Raw genomic sequence first — 15,342 nt, forward strand, 5'->3', positions numbered from 1 at the left:
GGTGGGCGTGCGCCTAGAGACGCCGGGGCCGTCGCGCCGCGATGTGGCCGTGTGAGCGGACCCCGGTCGGGGAGGGGTCCCAATGTCCGATCAGCCGTCCGACGCGTCCAGCCGGCCGGAGACGCCACCGGAGTCGCCGGTCTCCGTCGACCCGGTGGAATCCGCGCCCGAGCCGGCGAGTGAGGTGCCGCGCGAAGGCCCCGGCCGGGCGAAGGCGGCGGGAAAGCCCGCGCGGGCTTCGACCCCGCCGGTCCCGCCGCAGAATGCCGGCCCGGACGTGCCGAAGGTGCCCGGGTATCTCCAGGCGCCGCCCCGGGCGGACGTCTGGCAGCGCCGGGGCCAGCAGCCTCCTCCCGGCGTGCTGTCCCGGCTGCGGCCTCCGTCCCCGTCCGTGATCGGACCGGCGACACTCTGGTCGGTCTTCGCCACGGCCCTGCTCAGCGCCCTGCTGCTCGGGGACGGTCTGGGGCCCAACCTGCTGATCGTGGCGGTGCCCGCCGCCCTGGGAGCCTTCTTCGCCGCGCGCACGGCAGGGCGCAGGCTACGGCCCTGGACCGCCGTCTGGGCGGTGGGCGGCCTGGCCCTCCTGGCGATCCCGGCGCTCAGGGAGGCAGGGTGGCCGGTCTTCCTCGCCGTGGTGTCCGCCCTCGCCCTGGGCTCACTCGCCCTGCACGGAAGCCGCAGCTGGCCGGGGGTGCTGCTCGGATCGCTGGGGTTGTTCCCCTCGGCCGCCGCCGGTGTGCGCTGGGGATGGCTCGGGGTGCGTGCCCGCGCGGACGACTCCCGAGGCCGGGTGCGCACCGTGGTGCGCAGCACGGTGGTGGCCGTGGTGCTGCTCGTCGTGTTCGGCGCGCTCTTCGCCTCCGCGGACGCCGCCTTCGCCGACCTGCTGGGCAGCCTCACCCCCGACGTGTCGGTCGGTGACAGCCCCTGGCGGGTCTTCCTCTTCGTGCTCGGACTCGTCGGGGCACTCGCCGCCGCGTACAGCGCCGCGGCACCGGTGCGCTGGGACGGCATCACCGTCCGGCCGGGCAAAGCCAGGAACCGGGCGGAGTGGGCACTTCCGCTGATCGTGCTCAACCTGCTCTTCGCCGCCTTCATCGCGCTCCAGCTCGTCGTTCTTCTCAGCGGGTACGACACGGTGCAGGAGAAGACGGGCCTCACGCCCTCCGAGTACGCGCGACAGGGCTTCTGGCAGCTCCTCTGGGCCACCGTGCTGATCCTGCTCGTCATCGCGCTCGCCCTGCGCTGGGCACCGCGGGGCGGACCGGGCGACCGGACCCTCGTCCGGAGCGTTCTCGGTTCCCTGTGCGTACTCACGCTCGTCGTCGTGGCCTCAGCGCTGCGGCGCATGGACTTCTATGTGGACGCCTTCGGGCTGACCCGGCTGCGGATCTCCGTCGCCGCCGTGGAGCTCTGGCTCGGCGTGGTGCTGGTCCTGATCCTCGCGGCCGGTGTCTTCGGGGCCAGGCTGCTGCCGCGCGCGATCGCGGTGAGTGCCGCCGCCGGTGTGCTCGCCTTCGGGCTGCTCTCGCCCGACGGGCTGATCGCCGAACAGAACGTGGAGCGGTACGACCGGGACAAGACGATCGACATCGATTACCTCAAGGGCCTCTCCGCGGACGCCGTACCGGCCCTCGATACACTGCCGGAACCGCTGAGGTCCTGTGCACTGCGGGACTTCGAGCGCGACGTCGCCCTCGCGGACGCTCCGTGGTACTCCTCCAGCTGGGGCGAGGTCAGGGCCCGGGACATCCTGGAGAAGCGTCCCGTACGGAACCACGGAGTCGAGTGCTACCGCCTCGGCCAGGAAACCGGCGAGCGGGACGGCTACGAGGAGAAGGACCCCTACGACCCGTACTGAGCCGGCCGTGCGCCCCGTACACGTGGGCGCACGCCTTGCGTGCCCGGAGTACCCCGAACGCCCGGTCGGGTCAGGGACGTTCGGGGAGCGCGTTCGCCCCGGAGAGGTGCGAGGGGCGCACGAGGACGGTGACTCACCGGCGCCTCCCAGGGCACCGGCAGGGTGTTCCGGACCAGGCCGGACGCGTGCCGAACCGCTGGATGGTGCCCCGGGGTGTTCTTGCCGTGCCCATCGGCGTAACCTGGCAGGCGCCATGCCGTATGAACCACCCACGCACACCGTCGAGCGCTCACTGCGCGCTACGTCCGGTGCCAGGACCGTCGCCGGTGTCGACGAGGTCGGACGCGGAGCGTGGGCCGGCCCCGTCACCGTGTGCGCGGCCGTCACCGGTCTCCGCAGACCCCCTGAGGGCCTCACCGACTCCAAGCTGATCAGCCCCAAGCGCCGGGCGGAACTCGCCCCGACGCTCGAGAAGTGGGTCACTGCCTACGGGCTGGGGCACGCGTCACCCCTGGAGATCGACGACCTCGGCATGACAGCGGCTCTCCGTCTCGCGGCCGTCAGGGCGCTCGAGGTACTGCCCGTGCGGCCGGACGCCGTGATCCTCGACGGCAAGCACGACTACCTCGGACCGCCCTGGAACGTCCGTACCGTGATCAAGGGGGACCAGTCCTGCATCGCCGTCGCCGCGGCGTCGGTGATCGCCAAGGTCCACCGGGACACGATGATGGCCGAACTGGGAGCGGACACGGGGCAGTACGCAGACTTCGCCTTCGGCGCGAACGCCGGTTATCCGTCACCGGTGCACCGGGCCGCGCTGGAGGAACGGGGGCCTACGCCTCACCATCGCCTCAGCTGGGCCTACCTCGACGCGCTGCCCGAGTGGCAGCACCTGAAGAAGGTCCGATTCTCCGCCGAGGCGGCAGCACTGGAAAGCGGGGGCCAGCTCGGCTTCGACTTCTGATCGCACGTACGCACCCACCCGCCGACGTGTTCGCGTCGGCTGTGACAGACCACCATTCCTGCCTCTCATCCCCGAGGAGCCTCAGATTCCCGAGAGCGCCCAGGGTCCCCGCGTTACTCCGGCCGCCGGCCGCACCGCGCCGACCCCCCGTCCCGTACCTGGCCCGCGTTCCGCGGCCGCCCCGCGTCCCGGTAGCCCGGGACGCGGTCCCGCGCGGCCCGCGCCCCCGGCGCAGCGCCCGCGCCCCGCATCCGCCTCTCCCACCGCTCCGGCTCCTGCCGGGCGAAAGCTGCCGGAAGAGGGTTCCGCAGCACAGTTCCAGCTGATTCCGGCTCCGGCCGGCGGCGAGGTCGACGCAGCCGACGAGGCCGTCGACCTGCTGCTCGACTCCGGGAGGGCACCTGGCGACATCCTGGTGCTCACCACCGGCGAACAGCACCCCTGGGCCGCCCACGAACTCTCCTTCGGAGAGACCGCCTACTGGGCCCAGCACGACGCGGGTGACGACGTCTTCTTCGCCCGCACGGCGAACGCCGACCGTTGCGCCTCCCGTGCCGTGGTCGTGGTCGCGGTGAACGGTGACCTCGACGACGTAGCTGCCCGAGCGCTGTCCGGCGCGCGGGAGCGCGCCGGCGCGCTGCTGATCGTCTGCGGAGACCCGCAGAAGATCAACTCCGCACTGGGTGCGGGAGTCTGAGCTGAACGTCCGTGGGTCCCGGCCGTCCGAGAGGACGTCCGGGACCCACGTCCCGTTTCACCGGGCGGCGCTCCGCCGCAGTGCCTCGACCGCCCCGCCCCCGGTGCTCAGCGGAACGGCGTCATGGCCGGCGGAGGTGTCCGCCAGGGCCGACGGTCTGGACAGCAGCGTCGGGCTGCGGCCGCCCCGGCCCTCACCGAGGACCTGCCAGCCTCCACGCGTCAGGGTGATGTAGGCCCCGCAGCGAAGGCCGTGCAGTGTGCAGGCGTCCCTCAGCCCCCACATCCACGCCCCGTCCTCCTCGGTCCAGCGCTCGTCGCCCTCACGGCAGTAGAGCAGGACCGCGGTTCGCACCGGGGTGCGGCGCCGCAGATCGTGCGGGATCACCCGGCGCAGATGTGCCAGCAGGGCATTGCGGAACTCCCAGCCGTCCGCTGCCACGGTGGACCGCCGGGCGAACGAGGCGCTGGCCGTGAGCCGCTCCTCGTGGTCGACGACGGCGACGACCGCGGTGGCGGGAGTCGGCCGGTGCCGCGCGTGGAGGCCGCTGACCACCTCCCGCGGGCTGCGCAGCAGAGGTATGCCTGCCGCGGCCCACTCGGCTGGTTCGAGGATCCTGGCAGTGTGATTGGCGGAGCCGGCGGACGCCGACAGTGAAGAGGCTGCGGACGGAGCGAATCCGAAGGTCACGGTCCTCCCTTCGCTACACGCCCACGGTGCGGGCAGGGTCGAGTGAGGGCGCGCCGCAGCACAGCCCTTCCGGGCCCGCGAAGAGACCGTGCGGGGAGCGACTCCAATTCTTCCTGTCGTACCGGCAGGCGGCAACGAGCAATTGGCGCGGCTGACGGTTATCTGACGGAATGGCACGGATATCCCTGCCCGTTCGGCGACGGACGAAGCCATTCGTCACGCCCGGACTGCGAGGACCAGCGGGAACACCTCCACCGCCCCCGCGCCTCGGAGCAGCAGGGAAGGGACGTGGCCGGGCGCTCCGCCCGGGCCGAACTCGATCAGCGCGCGGCAGGCGCACCCTTCGTGAGCCCTTCGCCGCACCGGTCAGGATTCGCCGATTGTCAGTGTCATCGGGTTGCATGGGGGACATGGACAACCTGGAGCTCCGCGCTGAAGCCGACGCCATCCTTGCCGAGCTCGTCGGCGCCCCAGGGGGTTCGGCACGGCTGCGGGAGGACCAGTGGCAGGCCGTGGCGGCCCTGGTGGAGGAGCACCGCCGCGCTCTGGTGGTGCAGCGCACCGGCTGGGGCAAGTCGGCGGTGTACTTCGTGGCCACCGCCCTGCTGCGCCGGCGTGGCTCCGGTCCCACGGTGATCATTTCGCCGCTGCTCGCCCTGATGCGCAACCAGGTCGAGTCGGCGGCGCGGGCCGGTATCCAGGCGCGCACGATCAACTCTGCCAATCCTGAGGAGTGGGAGACGATCTACGGGGAGGTGGAGCGCGGTGAGACCGACGTTCTCCTGGTGAGCCCGGAGCGCCTCAACTCTGTGGATTTCCGTGACCAGGTGCTGCCGAAGCTCGCGGCCACGACCGGGCTGCTGGTGGTCGACGAAGCGCACTGCATCTCCGACTGGGGCCATGACTTCCGGCCTGACTACCGCCGGTTGCGCACGATGCTCGCGGAACTGCCGGCCGGGGTGCCGGTGCTCGCCACGACGGCGACGGCGAACGCGCGGGTGACCGCGGATGTGGCGGAGCAGCTGGGGACGGGGAGCGGGGACGCTCTGGTGCTGCGGGGGCCGCTGGACCGGGAGAGCTTGCGGCTGGGTGTGCTGGAGCTGCCCGACGCGGCGCATCGGCTGGCGTGGCTGGGGGAGCGGCTGGGCGATCTGCCGGGTTCGGGGATCATCTACACGCTGACGGTGGCGGCGGCGGAGGAGGTCGCGGCGTTCCTGCGGCAGCGCGGGTATCCGGTGGCTTCCTACACGGGGAAGACGGAGAACGCCGATCGCCTGCAGGCCGAGGAGGATCTGCTGGCGAACCGGGTGAAGGCGCTGGTGGCGACCTCTGCGCTGGGCATGGGCTTCGACAAGCCGGACCTGGGTTTCGTGGTGCACCTGGGATCACCCTCGTCCCCGATCGCCTATTACCAGCAGGTGGGCCGCGCGGGGCGTGGTGTGGACCATGCCGATGTGCTGCTGCTCCCGGGCAAGGAGGATGAGGCGATCTGGGCGTATTTCGCTTCGGTGGGCTTCCCGCCCGAGGAGCAGGTGCGGCGGACGCTGGCGGCACTGGAGGGGGCGGGGCGTCCGTTGTCCCTGCCGGCGCTGGAGCCGTTGGTGGATCTTCGGCGCTCGCGTCTGGAGACGATGCTCAAGGTCCTGGATGTGGACGGGGCCGTCAAGCGTGTGAAGGGGGGCTGGACCGCGACCGGGCAGCCATGGGCGTACGACGCGCAGCGATACGCGTGGGTGGCCCGGCAGCGAGAAGCCGAGCAGCAGGCCATGCGGGACTACGTGGCGACCACGGGCTGCCGGATGGAGTTCTTGCAGCGGCAGCTCGATGACGAGAAGGCGGTCCCCTGCGGTCGCTGTGACTCCTGCGCCGGGCCCTGGCTCGATCCCGCTGTCTCTCCCGGGGCCCTCGCGGCAGCGACGGGCGAGCTGGACCGCCCGGGAGTGGAGGTCGAACCCCGCAAGATGTGGCCGACCGGCCTCGCCGCGGTCGGAATGGACCTGAAGGGCCGCATCCCCGCAGGCCAGCAGGCAGTCACCGGGCGTGCGCTGGGAAGGCTGTCGGACATCGGCTGGGGCAACCGCCTTCGCCCGATCCTGTCGGCGCAGGCGGCCGACGGGCGGGTCCCGGACGACGTGCTGGCTGCCGTGGTGACGGTGCTGGCCGACTGGGCCCGTTCGCCGGGCGGCTGGGCCGGCGGCGCGCCAGACGCTGCGGCGCGGCCCGTGGGAATCGTCGCCATGCCGTCACGTACCCGCCCCCAGCTGGTCGGCTCGCTGGCCGAGGGAGTGGCTCGCGTCGGCAGGCTTCCGCTGCTGGGCAGCCTGGCCTACACCCCGCACGCCGATGAGTTCGCCGCGCACCGCAGCAACTCCGCCCAGCGGCTGCGGACCCTGGCCGCCTCGTTCACGGTCCCCGACGAACTCGCCGCCGCCATGGCTGCCACCCCCGGCCCGGTCCTGCTCGTCGACGACTACTCCGATTCGGGATGGACCCTGGCCGTGGGTGCACGCATCCTGCGTCAGGCCGGCGCCGAACAGGTGCTCCCGCTGGTCCTCGCTCTGGCCGGTTGAGCGAGCCTCGCCGGCCGCAGGGCACTTTTCGCGTCGGTCATGCCCTGATGTAACCCGATGCCTACGGCAACGCGCGAATGGTGACCGACCCCTGTGGATAACGTTATCCACAGGGGTCGCGGAAATCGGCGGCGCGCGGGACGGTCGTGCCATGAACAAGCGCGACGAAACCAGCGGACCGTCCGATGCCCAGCAGATCACCCTGCGCGGTCCCGCCGACCTTGCCGATGCCCTTCCGTACCTGATGGGGTTTCATCCGAACGACAGCGTGGTCATGGTGGCCCTGCACGGCGGTCTGGGCCGCTTCGGCGGCCGGCTCAGGCTGGGCATCCCGCCCGAGCCCGAGGAGTGGGCGCCGGTCGCCGCCCAGCTGGCGCAATGCCTGATCGAGGGGAGCGAGAGGCGCGAATCCCGCCCTGACGCGATCGTCGTCTTTCTCTGTCAGGACCCCGTCGAGGGGGAGAGCGCTCCGCAGACGATGGAACGGCTGCGGCCGCTCGCGCAGCGCTTGCGCACGGCCTGCGGGGCGCTCGACGTCCCCGTACTCGAAGCGCTGTGCATCTCCGACGGCCGTTACTGGTCCTACTGCTGCCCCGATGAGCGTTGTTGCCCGACCGAGGGGAATCCGCTGGCGCTCCCGGGAACCACGGTGATGGCTGCCGCGGCCGCGTATGCCGGTGTGCAGGTGCGTGGATCGTTGCGGGACATGGAGACGCGGCTCATGCCGTGGGAACCCCCGGCCTCGAAGGAGCAGGAGGGGGCGCTGGATTCGGCGGGTGCCGTGCTGGTGTCCCGCATCCTCGACGTCGACGGGCGCGGTGAGGTGGCGCGAGAGACCCTGGCGCTCGCGCGTGACCTCATGGAACGCCTTGGGGACGCGCCGCCCGCAGGCTCCGCCGGGGAGGACACCCGTGACGACGGTCTGATCTCGGCTGAGGAGGCGGCGGCTGTGATTCTCGGCATCCAGGACCGGGAGACCAGGGACCGGGCCGCTGAGTGGATGGAGGGCCGCGAGGCCGAAACGGCGCTACGGCTGTGGCGTGCTCTCGCTCGGCGTTGTGTCGGTCCGTACGTGGAACACGCCGCGGCGCCACTCACGCTGGCCGGCTGGGTCTCGTGGTCCACCGGCGACGAGGCGGGTGCCAGGGTGGCACTGGGGCTCGCACTGCGGGCCGACCCCGCGTACACGTTCGCTCAATTGCTGCACGAGGCCTGCAATCAGGGACTGGACCCGGAAACGCTGCGCAGCTGTCTCCGCGGGGAGCGCGTCGTGCGCGACGGCGACGGCCCCGGAAGCGCCGTGCAGGAACACAGCGCCGCGCAGGAACACAGCGCCGTGCAGGAACACAGCGGACGGCGTACGGAGCGAGGGGCAGAGCACCGGCCCGCGCGTGCTCCGGCCGCGAGGCGGAAGCGGAGGGTGACGCACCGGTCGGCGCCGGGCGCCGCCTCCGGCCCGCGCTCGGCCCTGAGCCGGGACGGGGCCCGTGACACCCGGCGGCTGGGCCACCGAGGAGCCAGGAGCCGTGAATGACGGACTCGTCCCCTGGTGTGGAACCGGTCTCGCGAAGGGAGTGTTTATCGTCAGGAAGACGACTATGATTTCGGCATGCCGCCCTACGACCCGTCGACCTTCCCGCCCTTCGCTGTCACCGTCGACCTGGTCGTCCTCACGGTGCGACGACACGCACTCTGTGCGCTGGTGGTACGCCGTGGCGAATCGCCGTTCCAGGGACGGTGGGCGCTCCCGGGCGGATTCGTCAGAGCTGATGAGGACCTCGGCGCGGCCGCAGCGCGAGAACTCGTCGAGGAGACCGGGCTCTGCGCACACGATCCGGCTGCCCCCGCCGTCGGCAACGGCGCCCATCTCGAGCAGCTGGCCACCTACGGCGATCCGGGGCGGGACCCCCGGATGAGAGTCGTCAGTGTCGCGCACCTCGCGCTGGCGCCCGACCTGCCGGCCCCGCGTGCGGGCGGTGACGCGAACAGTGCCCGCTGGGCGTCGGTCCAGGATCTGCTCGGGCCGGGAGGCGGCTTCGGCCGCGACGGCGAGCAGTCCGCGCCACTGGCCTTCGATCACGCGAGGATTCTCGACGACGGGGTGGAGCGGGCTCGCTCGAAGATCGAATACTCGTCCCTGGCCACGGCGTTCTGTCCGCCCGAGTTCACGGTCGGCGAGCTGCGGAGGGTGTATGAGGCGGTGTGGGGCGTGGTCCTGGATCCCCGGAATTTCCACCGCAAGGTGACGGGCACGCCCGGCTTCCTCGTCCCGTCCGGAGGGACGACCACGCGACAGGGAGGCCGCCCCGCGCAGTTGTTCCGGGCCGGTGCGGCGACCGTGCTCAACCCTCCGATGCTGAGGCCGGAAGTCTGACCGGATCCGGCCCCGCAGGCCCACGCCGGGTGAACCTGCGGAACGCCCACAGAAGCAGCGGTGCGCCAAAAGTCTGAAATGTCGCGTTATCTTGCTGAGGTACTCCACCCTGCCGCCGAGCGGTCTCACCCTCAGCGAGAGAAGCGATGCTCCAGGCCATCGGACTCACCAGCCCCCCTCGCCGTGACGGTCCGCCCGTCGTGGACGATCTGACCTTCGAAGCCCCGACCGGCAGTGTCACCATGCTGCTCGGCGCCCCCGGTTCCGGCAAGACCACGGCCCTCCGGCTGATGCTCGGGCTCGAAGCGGGGAGGGGCGTCACCTACTTCGAGGGCCGCCCGCTGCACCGCATCGGCCACCCCGCCCGCGAGGTCGGGGTACTGCTCGGAGACGTACCGGGGCATCCCGCGCGCACCGCGCGCGGTCAGCTCCGGATGCTCTGTGCCGCAGCGGGAGTTCCCGCGTCGCGAGCCGATGAACTGCTCGAAGTCGTCGGTCTCGCGGGGTTGGGGGACCAGCGCATCGGAACCCTCTCGGCGGGTATGGACCGGCGGCTCGGCCTCGCCTCGGCGCTGCTGGGTGACCCCCATACGCTCGTTCTCGACGAGCCCACCGAGGGGCTGTCGCCACGCGAGAGGAGCTGGCTCCACGGCCTGCTGCGCGCGCACGCGGCCGAGGGGGGCACCGTCCTGCACACGACCGGTGATCCCAAGGAGGCCGCCCGCGCGGCCGACCGGGTGGTCACGATCAGCGAGGGGCGCCTCGTGGCCGACCAGGACGTCGCCGACTTCTCCCGCACCCGTCTGCGGCCCCGGGTCGCCGTGCGGACCCCGCACGCGGCCCGGCTGGCCGCCGTGGTGAGCCGTGAGGCCCGCGCCGCCCAGCGCTCCGTCGAAGTGGTCGCCGAGGACGGCAGCCGGCTGTCGGTGTACGGCAGCAGCTGCGCGGAGATCGGGGACGCGGCGTACCGGCACGGTGTCCCCGTTCATCAACTCGCCGACGAGACCGGGGACGCGGGCCCGGTGGCCGCTCCGGCCCGAGGTCCGGACGGCGCTCCGGGGCGTGGCCCGGTGAAGGCCGTCCTGCCGGGGCCCGCCACGACCGTGGCGATCTCGAAGCTGCCGCCTCCCATCCCCGTACGCCCGGCCGGAGGGCCGCTCCGGCCCGTGAGGTACGAGCTGCGCCGCCTCTTCGGCGTCAGGACAACCGCCCTGATCATGGCTGCCGTTCTGGTCGTCTCGGCGGGTCTTTCCGTGTTGCTTGCCCGCTACGGGAGGACCCCCCTGCCTGATCTGCTGGTCGCCTGGCCCGACCTGCTGCCGCTTCCGCCTGCCGCGTTCGCCGCCGGGCTGCTGGGTGCCCTCTCCTTCGGTGACGAGTTCCGCTACCCGGCGCTCGCCGCAGGGCGCGGGACGGTGCCGCGTCGTCTCGGTCTCCTGCTGGCCAAGCTGGTGGTCTCGGCGGGCGTCGCGCTGCTGCTCGCCCTGCTGTCCGTACTCGCGGACGCCCAGGCCTTGCGCCTCGTGTACGGCGGCGACTTGGTGGCCGTCCCGGCGAACGGCGCGCAGCTGGCCTTCAGTTGGGCGGGGCTGTCGGTCGGGTGCGCCTGGGCGGGGCTGCTGGGGGCAGGCGTGTTCCGGCTGACCGGTGCCGGAGTGGCTGCCGTGTTGGCAGTTCCGGTTCTCGTCGTACCGCTGGTGCAGAAGCTCCTCGCGGGACCGTCCGCCCGGTCGATCACCGGGCTGCCGGGCCGGCTGCGTGAACTCGGGTGGCTGCAGTGGCCGTACGAGACGGACCGATGGGTCATGGCTGCCGTGCGGGTCGTGGCCCAGCCCGTGGGATTGGCGCTTTCCCTGTCGTTGTCTGCCTTGATCTGCGCGTATGTGTTCACCAGTCTTCGCGGGAGGGCTCGTTGGTGACCGGATCGTCCAGGCCCGGTGGCCTCTTGCGGACAACCTTCTCGAAAGGGTGCGGTTTCTGCCGATAAGGCGTCAATTGAGAGGCGGGTGCCGATCACCCTTTCGTGTGCTTTTCAGCAAAGACCTCAAGGGCTGGGCGAGCCGCGCCGACAAAGGATGCGTGAGTACCCTTGCGCACACCATGATGACCGCCGCCCGCTCCGCCGACTCCGGCCTCGCCGGCCCGGGCGAACTCGACCGCTACCCCTACACGGAGGCGCCGGCCGGCGAGCGCGCCGCCCTCCGGTCCTGGGGCGGTACGGAATCCGAACTGGGGCGGGCGAGCCGGCGCGGCACGGCCAGTCGCGGCCGTGGGCTTCACGGTCAACTGGTCCAGCAGCTCGGCCAGATGATCGTTTCCGGTGACCTCGGTGCCGACCGGCCGCTCGTCCCGGAGGAGATCGGCCAGCGATTCGAGGTTTCCCGCACCGTCGTGCGGGAGTCCCTGCGCGTCCTCGAGGCCAAGGGCCTGGTCAGCGCCCGGCCCAACGTGGGCACGCGGGTCCGTCCGGTGAGCGACTGGAATCTGCTGGACCCCGACATCATCGAATGGCGCGCCTTCGGCCCGCAGCGGGATGACCAGCGCCGCGAGCTGGACGACCTCCGATGGACCATCGAACCGCTGGCCGCCCGGCTTGCTGCCGGGCACGGACGCGAGGACATCCAGCAGCGTCTCGGCGACATGATCGAGATCATGGGCCACGCGATGGGGCAGGGGGACACCATGACGTTCTCCCGGGCCGACGCGGAGTTCCACGCCCTGCTGATCCAGGCGGCGGGTAACCGCATGCTCGAACATCTCTCCGGGATCGTGTCGGCCGCCCTGCATGTTTCCGGTGGACCCGTCACAGGATGTGACCGGCCCGCCGAGGCCTCCCTCGGACACCACGCGCGGATCGTGGAGGCGCTCGCGTCGGGTGATTCCGCCGGTGCCGAGGCCGCCATGCGTCAGCTGCTGGTCGGCCACACCGATGGGGAACGGGTGGTTCCCGCGCCTCGCGAGCACTGAACGCCGTCAGGCCGGGGTATGCGAACCGTGTGCCGCCGGACCCTCGCGGTTCGGCGGCATGTTTATGCGGTGATGTGACCTCTGGTTCTGTTTGTCGCAAATGAGGTGTGACTGGGGCCACGCGAATTGGGCGTAACACTCCTCGAAACAGTGCGATGACTTAAGAGGTGACCGCCGCGGAAGGAATACAGCAGCCACAGAGTGCGCTGTGCAGTTCTGAGGCCAAGCCCGCGCCGTCGGCGACATCCCCAGCCGACGGTCGTCGGTTCCAGCCCTCTCCAGGGCCGGGCCGGAAGCCGTTTCCATCGTTCCGAGAGGTTGTTCGTGTCGGCCAGCACATCCCGTACGCTCCCGCCGGAGATCGCCGAGTCCGAGTCTGTGATGGCGCTCATCGAGCGGGGAAAGGCTGATGGGCAGATCGCCGGCGATGACGTGCGTCGGGCCTTCGAGGCTGACCAGATTCCGCCAACCCAGTGGAAGAATGTTCTGCGCAGCCTCAACCAGATCCTCGAGGAAGAGGGTGTGACGCTGATGGTCAGTGCCGCGGAGTCGCCTAAGCGCGCCCGCAAGAGCGTCGCAGCGAAGAGCCCGGTCAAGCGCACCGCCACCAAGACTGTCGCTGCCAAGACGACCGTGACGCGGACCGTCGCGGCGTCTGCCGCCCCGGCGGCCCAGAGCGCGGACGTGGCGGCCGACGACGCTGCCGTTGCCGCTCCTGCGAAGAAGGCAGCAGCCAAGAAGACGGTTGCCAAGAAGACCGCCGCGAAGAAGACCGCGGTCAAGAAGACCGCCGCGAAGAAGACCGGCAAGCAGGACGACGAACTGCTCGACGGTGACGACGCGGTCGAGGAAGTAAAGGCCGGCAAGGGTGAGGAAGAGGAGGGCGAGGGCGAGAACAAGGGCTTCGTCCTCTCCGACGACGACGAGGACGACGCGCCTGCGCAGCAGGTCGCCGTCGCCGGCGCCACCGCCGACCCGGTCAAGGACTACCTGAAGCAGATCGGCAAGGTCCCCCTCCTCAACGCCGAGCAGGAGGTCGAGCTCGCCAAGCGCATCGAGGCCGGCCTCTTCGCCGAGGACAAGCTCGCGAACTCCGACAAGCTCGCACCGAAGCTCAAGCGCGAGCTGGAGATCATCGCCGAGGACGGCCGCCGGGCCAAGAACCACCTGCTGGAGGCCAACCTCCGTCTCGTGGTCTCGCTGGCCAAGCGCTACACCGGTCGCGGCATGCTCTTCCTGGACCTCATCCAGGAGGGCAACCTCGGTCTGATCCGCGCGGTCGAGAAGTTCGACTACACCAAGGGCTACAAGTTCTCCACGTACGCCACGTGGTGGATCCGCCAGGCGATCACCCGCGCCATGGCCGACCAGGCCCGCACCATCCGTATCCCGGTGCACATGGTCGAGGTCATCAACAAGCTCGCGCGGGTGCAGCGCCAGATGCTCCAGGACCTGGGCCGTGAGCCCACCCCGGAGGAGCTGGCCAAGGAGCTCGACATGACCCCCGAGAAGGTCATCGAGGTCCAGAAGTACGGCCGCGAGCCGATTTCCCTCCACACCCCGCTGGGTGAGGACGGGGACAGCGAGTTCGGAGACCTGATCGAGGACTCCGAGGCGGTCGTCCCGGCCGACGCGGTCAGCTTCACCCTGCTCCAGGAGCAGCTGCACTCCGTGCTCGACACGCTCTCCGAGCGTGAGGCGGGCGTGGTCTCCATGCGCTTCGGTCTCACCGACGGTCAGCCGAAGACGCTGGACGAGATCGGCAAGGTCTACGGCGTGACGCGCGAGCGCATCCGTCAGATCGAGTCCAAGACCATGTCGAAGCTGCGTCACCCGTCGCGTTCGCAGGTGCTGCGCGACTACCTCGACTAGATCGCGGACGTACACGGGCCGGGGCGCGGAACCTGACGAAGGTTCCGCGCCCCGACCCATGTCCGCGTGCGGTCGGCACCAGGGCGGATGACGCTGAGTGGGCACTGTTCACCTCGGCGTCAGGAGCCTCCATGCCCCGTGTTCTCTTCCGTGCCCTTCCTGCGGCCTTCGCCCTGGCGGCCTCTGCGGCCGTCATACCGCTCGGTCCCCCGGCCCCCGCCGCGGCGGACAGCATCATTGTCGGTGGGAGGCCGGTGGCCGTCGCGGACAGTCCGTGGGCGGTGGCCCTTTCGAGCCGTGACCGGTTCGGAGGAATCCGCGCGGGTCAGTTCTGCGGCGGAGTCGCGATAGCACCCACGAGGGTGCTGACGGCCGCGCACTGCCTCAGTGAGGAGGTACTGGGAGTCGCGGTCCCGGACGTCCGGGATCTGCGGATCATCGCCGGGCGGGACGAGCTGAGTGGGCCGGGCGGTCAGGAGATCCCTGTGCGTTCGACGTGGGTCAATCCTGGGTACGACCCGCGCACGAACGCCGCCGACCTCGCGGTCCTCACGCTGGCCCGGGCGCTGCCGGAGAGCAGTGTCATCCCGATGGCCAGGGCCGGGAACGCGGCGTACGAACCGGGCACCTCGGCGACGGTGTACGGCTGGGGGGACACGACCGGGTACGGAGCCTATGCGTCCGGGCTGCGCGCCGCCTCGGTGCGGGTGCTGCCGGACAACGACTGTTCCCGGGCGTACCCCGGCGGCGCACAGGGCGCTTACGAGGCCTCATCGATGCTCTGCGCCGGTGACAGTGCGGGTGGGCGGGATGCGTGCCAGGGGGACAGCGGAGGCCCGCTCGTGGCCCGTGGGCGCCTCGTCGGGCTCGTCTCCTGGGGCAGCGGGTGCGGGAGCCCCGGCAGCCCGGGGGTCTACACGCGTGTATCCGCAGCCATCGGGTGGATGACCGGCCGGAGCTGACCGTGGCGCCTCGCCCCGCCTCGCGCTGACGGTATGAGAACGGGCGGCTTTCCCCGTGGGGAGGCCGCCCGTCGGCCGGTCCTGGACCGGGCCCGTGGCTCGTCGTGGATGCGAGGTGTCAGTGTTGTTCCTCGTCGGCAGCACTGGCCTGCACGGCAGTGAGCCGATCTGTCTCATCCTGTATTTCCGCGGCGATCTTCTTGAGTTCCGGCTCGAACTTGCGCCCGTGGTGGGCGCAGAAGAGCAGTTCACCGCCGCTGATCAGGACGACGCGCAGGTATGCCTGGGCGCCGCAACGGTCACAGCGGTCTGCTGCGGTCAGCGGGCTCGCGGGGGTCAGAACAGTAGTCACGTCGCCTCTTCTCTAGCTCGACGAGCTGTC

12 protein-coding genes are annotated in these 15,342 nt (G+C 71.1%); 10 read left to right on the forward strand and 2 right to left on the reverse strand.

The genetic code is table 11. From position 1 onward, the window contains the following. Positions 1-82: 82 nt before the first annotated feature. The 3 genes from ACFYQ5_RS29605 to ACFYQ5_RS29615 all read left to right on the forward strand — a co-directional run bounded on the left by ACFYQ5_RS29605 (position 83) and on the right by ACFYQ5_RS29615 (position 3,525). Positions 83-1,864, forward strand: a complete 1,782-nt coding sequence (locus tag ACFYQ5_RS29605; protein ID WP_389201956.1) for a DUF4153 domain-containing protein — start codon at positions 83-85, stop codon at positions 1,862-1,864. Between the two features lie 253 nt (positions 1,865-2,117). Further along, positions 2,118-2,828, forward strand: a complete 711-nt coding sequence (locus tag ACFYQ5_RS29610; protein WP_389201957.1) for a ribonuclease HII — start codon at positions 2,118-2,120, stop codon at positions 2,826-2,828. A gap of 58 nt (positions 2,829-2,886) precedes the next feature. Beyond that, positions 2,887-3,525, forward strand: coding sequence for a hypothetical protein (locus tag ACFYQ5_RS29615; RefSeq protein WP_389202020.1), 639 nt, complete (start codon positions 2,887-2,889; stop codon positions 3,523-3,525). Between the two features lie 57 nt (positions 3,526-3,582). Here ACFYQ5_RS29615 and ACFYQ5_RS29620 read toward each other — a convergent pair whose 3' ends face one another. Continuing rightward, on the reverse strand, positions 3,583-4,215 hold the full coding sequence (locus tag ACFYQ5_RS29620; RefSeq protein WP_389201958.1) for a hypothetical protein: 633 nt from the start codon (positions 4,213-4,215) through the stop codon (positions 3,583-3,585). A 410-nt stretch (positions 4,216-4,625) separates the two neighbouring features. Here ACFYQ5_RS29620 and ACFYQ5_RS29625 point away from each other — a divergent pair, with 410 nt between their 5' ends. The 7 genes from ACFYQ5_RS29625 to ACFYQ5_RS29655 all read left to right on the forward strand — a co-directional run bounded on the left by ACFYQ5_RS29625 (position 4,626) and on the right by ACFYQ5_RS29655 (position 14,960). After that, the gene (locus tag ACFYQ5_RS29625) at positions 4,626-6,785 is read left to right on the forward strand and encodes a RecQ family ATP-dependent DNA helicase (RefSeq protein ID WP_389201960.1); all 2,160 of its coding nucleotides are present in this window, start codon (positions 4,626-4,628) and stop codon (positions 6,783-6,785) included. 151 nt (positions 6,786-6,936) lie between these two features. Beyond that, entirely contained in the window at positions 6,937-8,319 is a 1,383-nt protein-coding gene (locus ACFYQ5_RS29630; protein ID WP_389201962.1) for a DUF4192 domain-containing protein, read from the forward strand. 75 nt (positions 8,320-8,394) lie between these two features. Next, positions 8,395-9,159: an NUDIX domain-containing protein gene (locus ACFYQ5_RS29635; protein ID WP_389201964.1), complete on the forward strand. Its 765-nt coding sequence runs from the start codon at positions 8,395-8,397 to the stop codon at positions 9,157-9,159. A 146-nt stretch (positions 9,160-9,305) separates the two neighbouring features. Further along, on the forward strand, positions 9,306-11,078 hold the full coding sequence (locus tag ACFYQ5_RS29640; protein WP_389201965.1) for an ATP-binding cassette domain-containing protein: 1,773 nt from the start codon (positions 9,306-9,308) through the stop codon (positions 11,076-11,078). 181 nt (positions 11,079-11,259) lie between these two features. After that, positions 11,260-12,126: a FadR/GntR family transcriptional regulator gene (locus ACFYQ5_RS29645; RefSeq protein ID WP_389202021.1), complete on the forward strand. Its 867-nt coding sequence runs from the start codon at positions 11,260-11,262 to the stop codon at positions 12,124-12,126. Positions 12,127-12,450: 324 nt separating this feature from the next. Continuing rightward, on the forward strand, positions 12,451-13,998 hold the full coding sequence (locus tag ACFYQ5_RS29650; RefSeq protein WP_389201967.1) for an RNA polymerase sigma factor: 1,548 nt from the start codon (positions 12,451-12,453) through the stop codon (positions 13,996-13,998). Between the two features lie 131 nt (positions 13,999-14,129). Further along, positions 14,130-14,960 carry a S1 family peptidase gene (locus ACFYQ5_RS29655; protein ID WP_389201968.1) on the forward strand — a complete coding sequence of 277 codons (831 nt, stop codon included), beginning with the start codon at positions 14,130-14,132 and terminating at the stop codon, positions 14,958-14,960. 118 nt (positions 14,961-15,078) lie between these two features. Here the strand turns inward: ACFYQ5_RS29655 and ACFYQ5_RS29660 are convergent, their stop codons facing one another. Next, on the reverse strand, positions 15,079-15,312 hold the full coding sequence (locus ACFYQ5_RS29660) for a hypothetical protein (RefSeq protein WP_014153643.1): 234 nt from the start codon (positions 15,310-15,312) through the stop codon (positions 15,079-15,081). Positions 15,313-15,342: the final 30 nt, after the last annotated feature.

This window comes from Streptomyces sp. NPDC005794, assembly GCF_042871445.1.
Lineage (GTDB): Bacteria > Actinomycetota > Actinomycetes > Streptomycetales > Streptomycetaceae > Streptomyces.

Coding starts and splice junctions, on each gene's coding strand:
- ACFYQ5_RS29605 (WP_389201956.1), top strand. CDS start 83: ATGTCCGATCAGCCGTCCGACGCGTCCAGCCGGCCGGAGACGCCACCG.
- ACFYQ5_RS29610 (WP_389201957.1), top strand. CDS start 2,118: ATGCCGTATGAACCACCCACGCACACCGTCGAGCGCTCACTGCGCGCT.
- ACFYQ5_RS29625 (WP_389201960.1), top strand. CDS start 4,626: ATGGACAACCTGGAGCTCCGCGCTGAAGCCGACGCCATCCTTGCCGAG.
- ACFYQ5_RS29630 (WP_389201962.1), top strand. CDS start 6,937: ATGAACAAGCGCGACGAAACCAGCGGACCGTCCGATGCCCAGCAGATC.
- ACFYQ5_RS29635 (WP_389201964.1), top strand. CDS start 8,395: ATGCCGCCCTACGACCCGTCGACCTTCCCGCCCTTCGCTGTCACCGTC.
- ACFYQ5_RS29640 (WP_389201965.1), top strand. CDS start 9,306: ATGCTCCAGGCCATCGGACTCACCAGCCCCCCTCGCCGTGACGGTCCG.
- ACFYQ5_RS29645 (WP_389202021.1), top strand. CDS start 11,260: ATGATGACCGCCGCCCGCTCCGCCGACTCCGGCCTCGCCGGCCCGGGC.
- ACFYQ5_RS29655 (WP_389201968.1), top strand. CDS start 14,130: ATGCCCCGTGTTCTCTTCCGTGCCCTTCCTGCGGCCTTCGCCCTGGCG.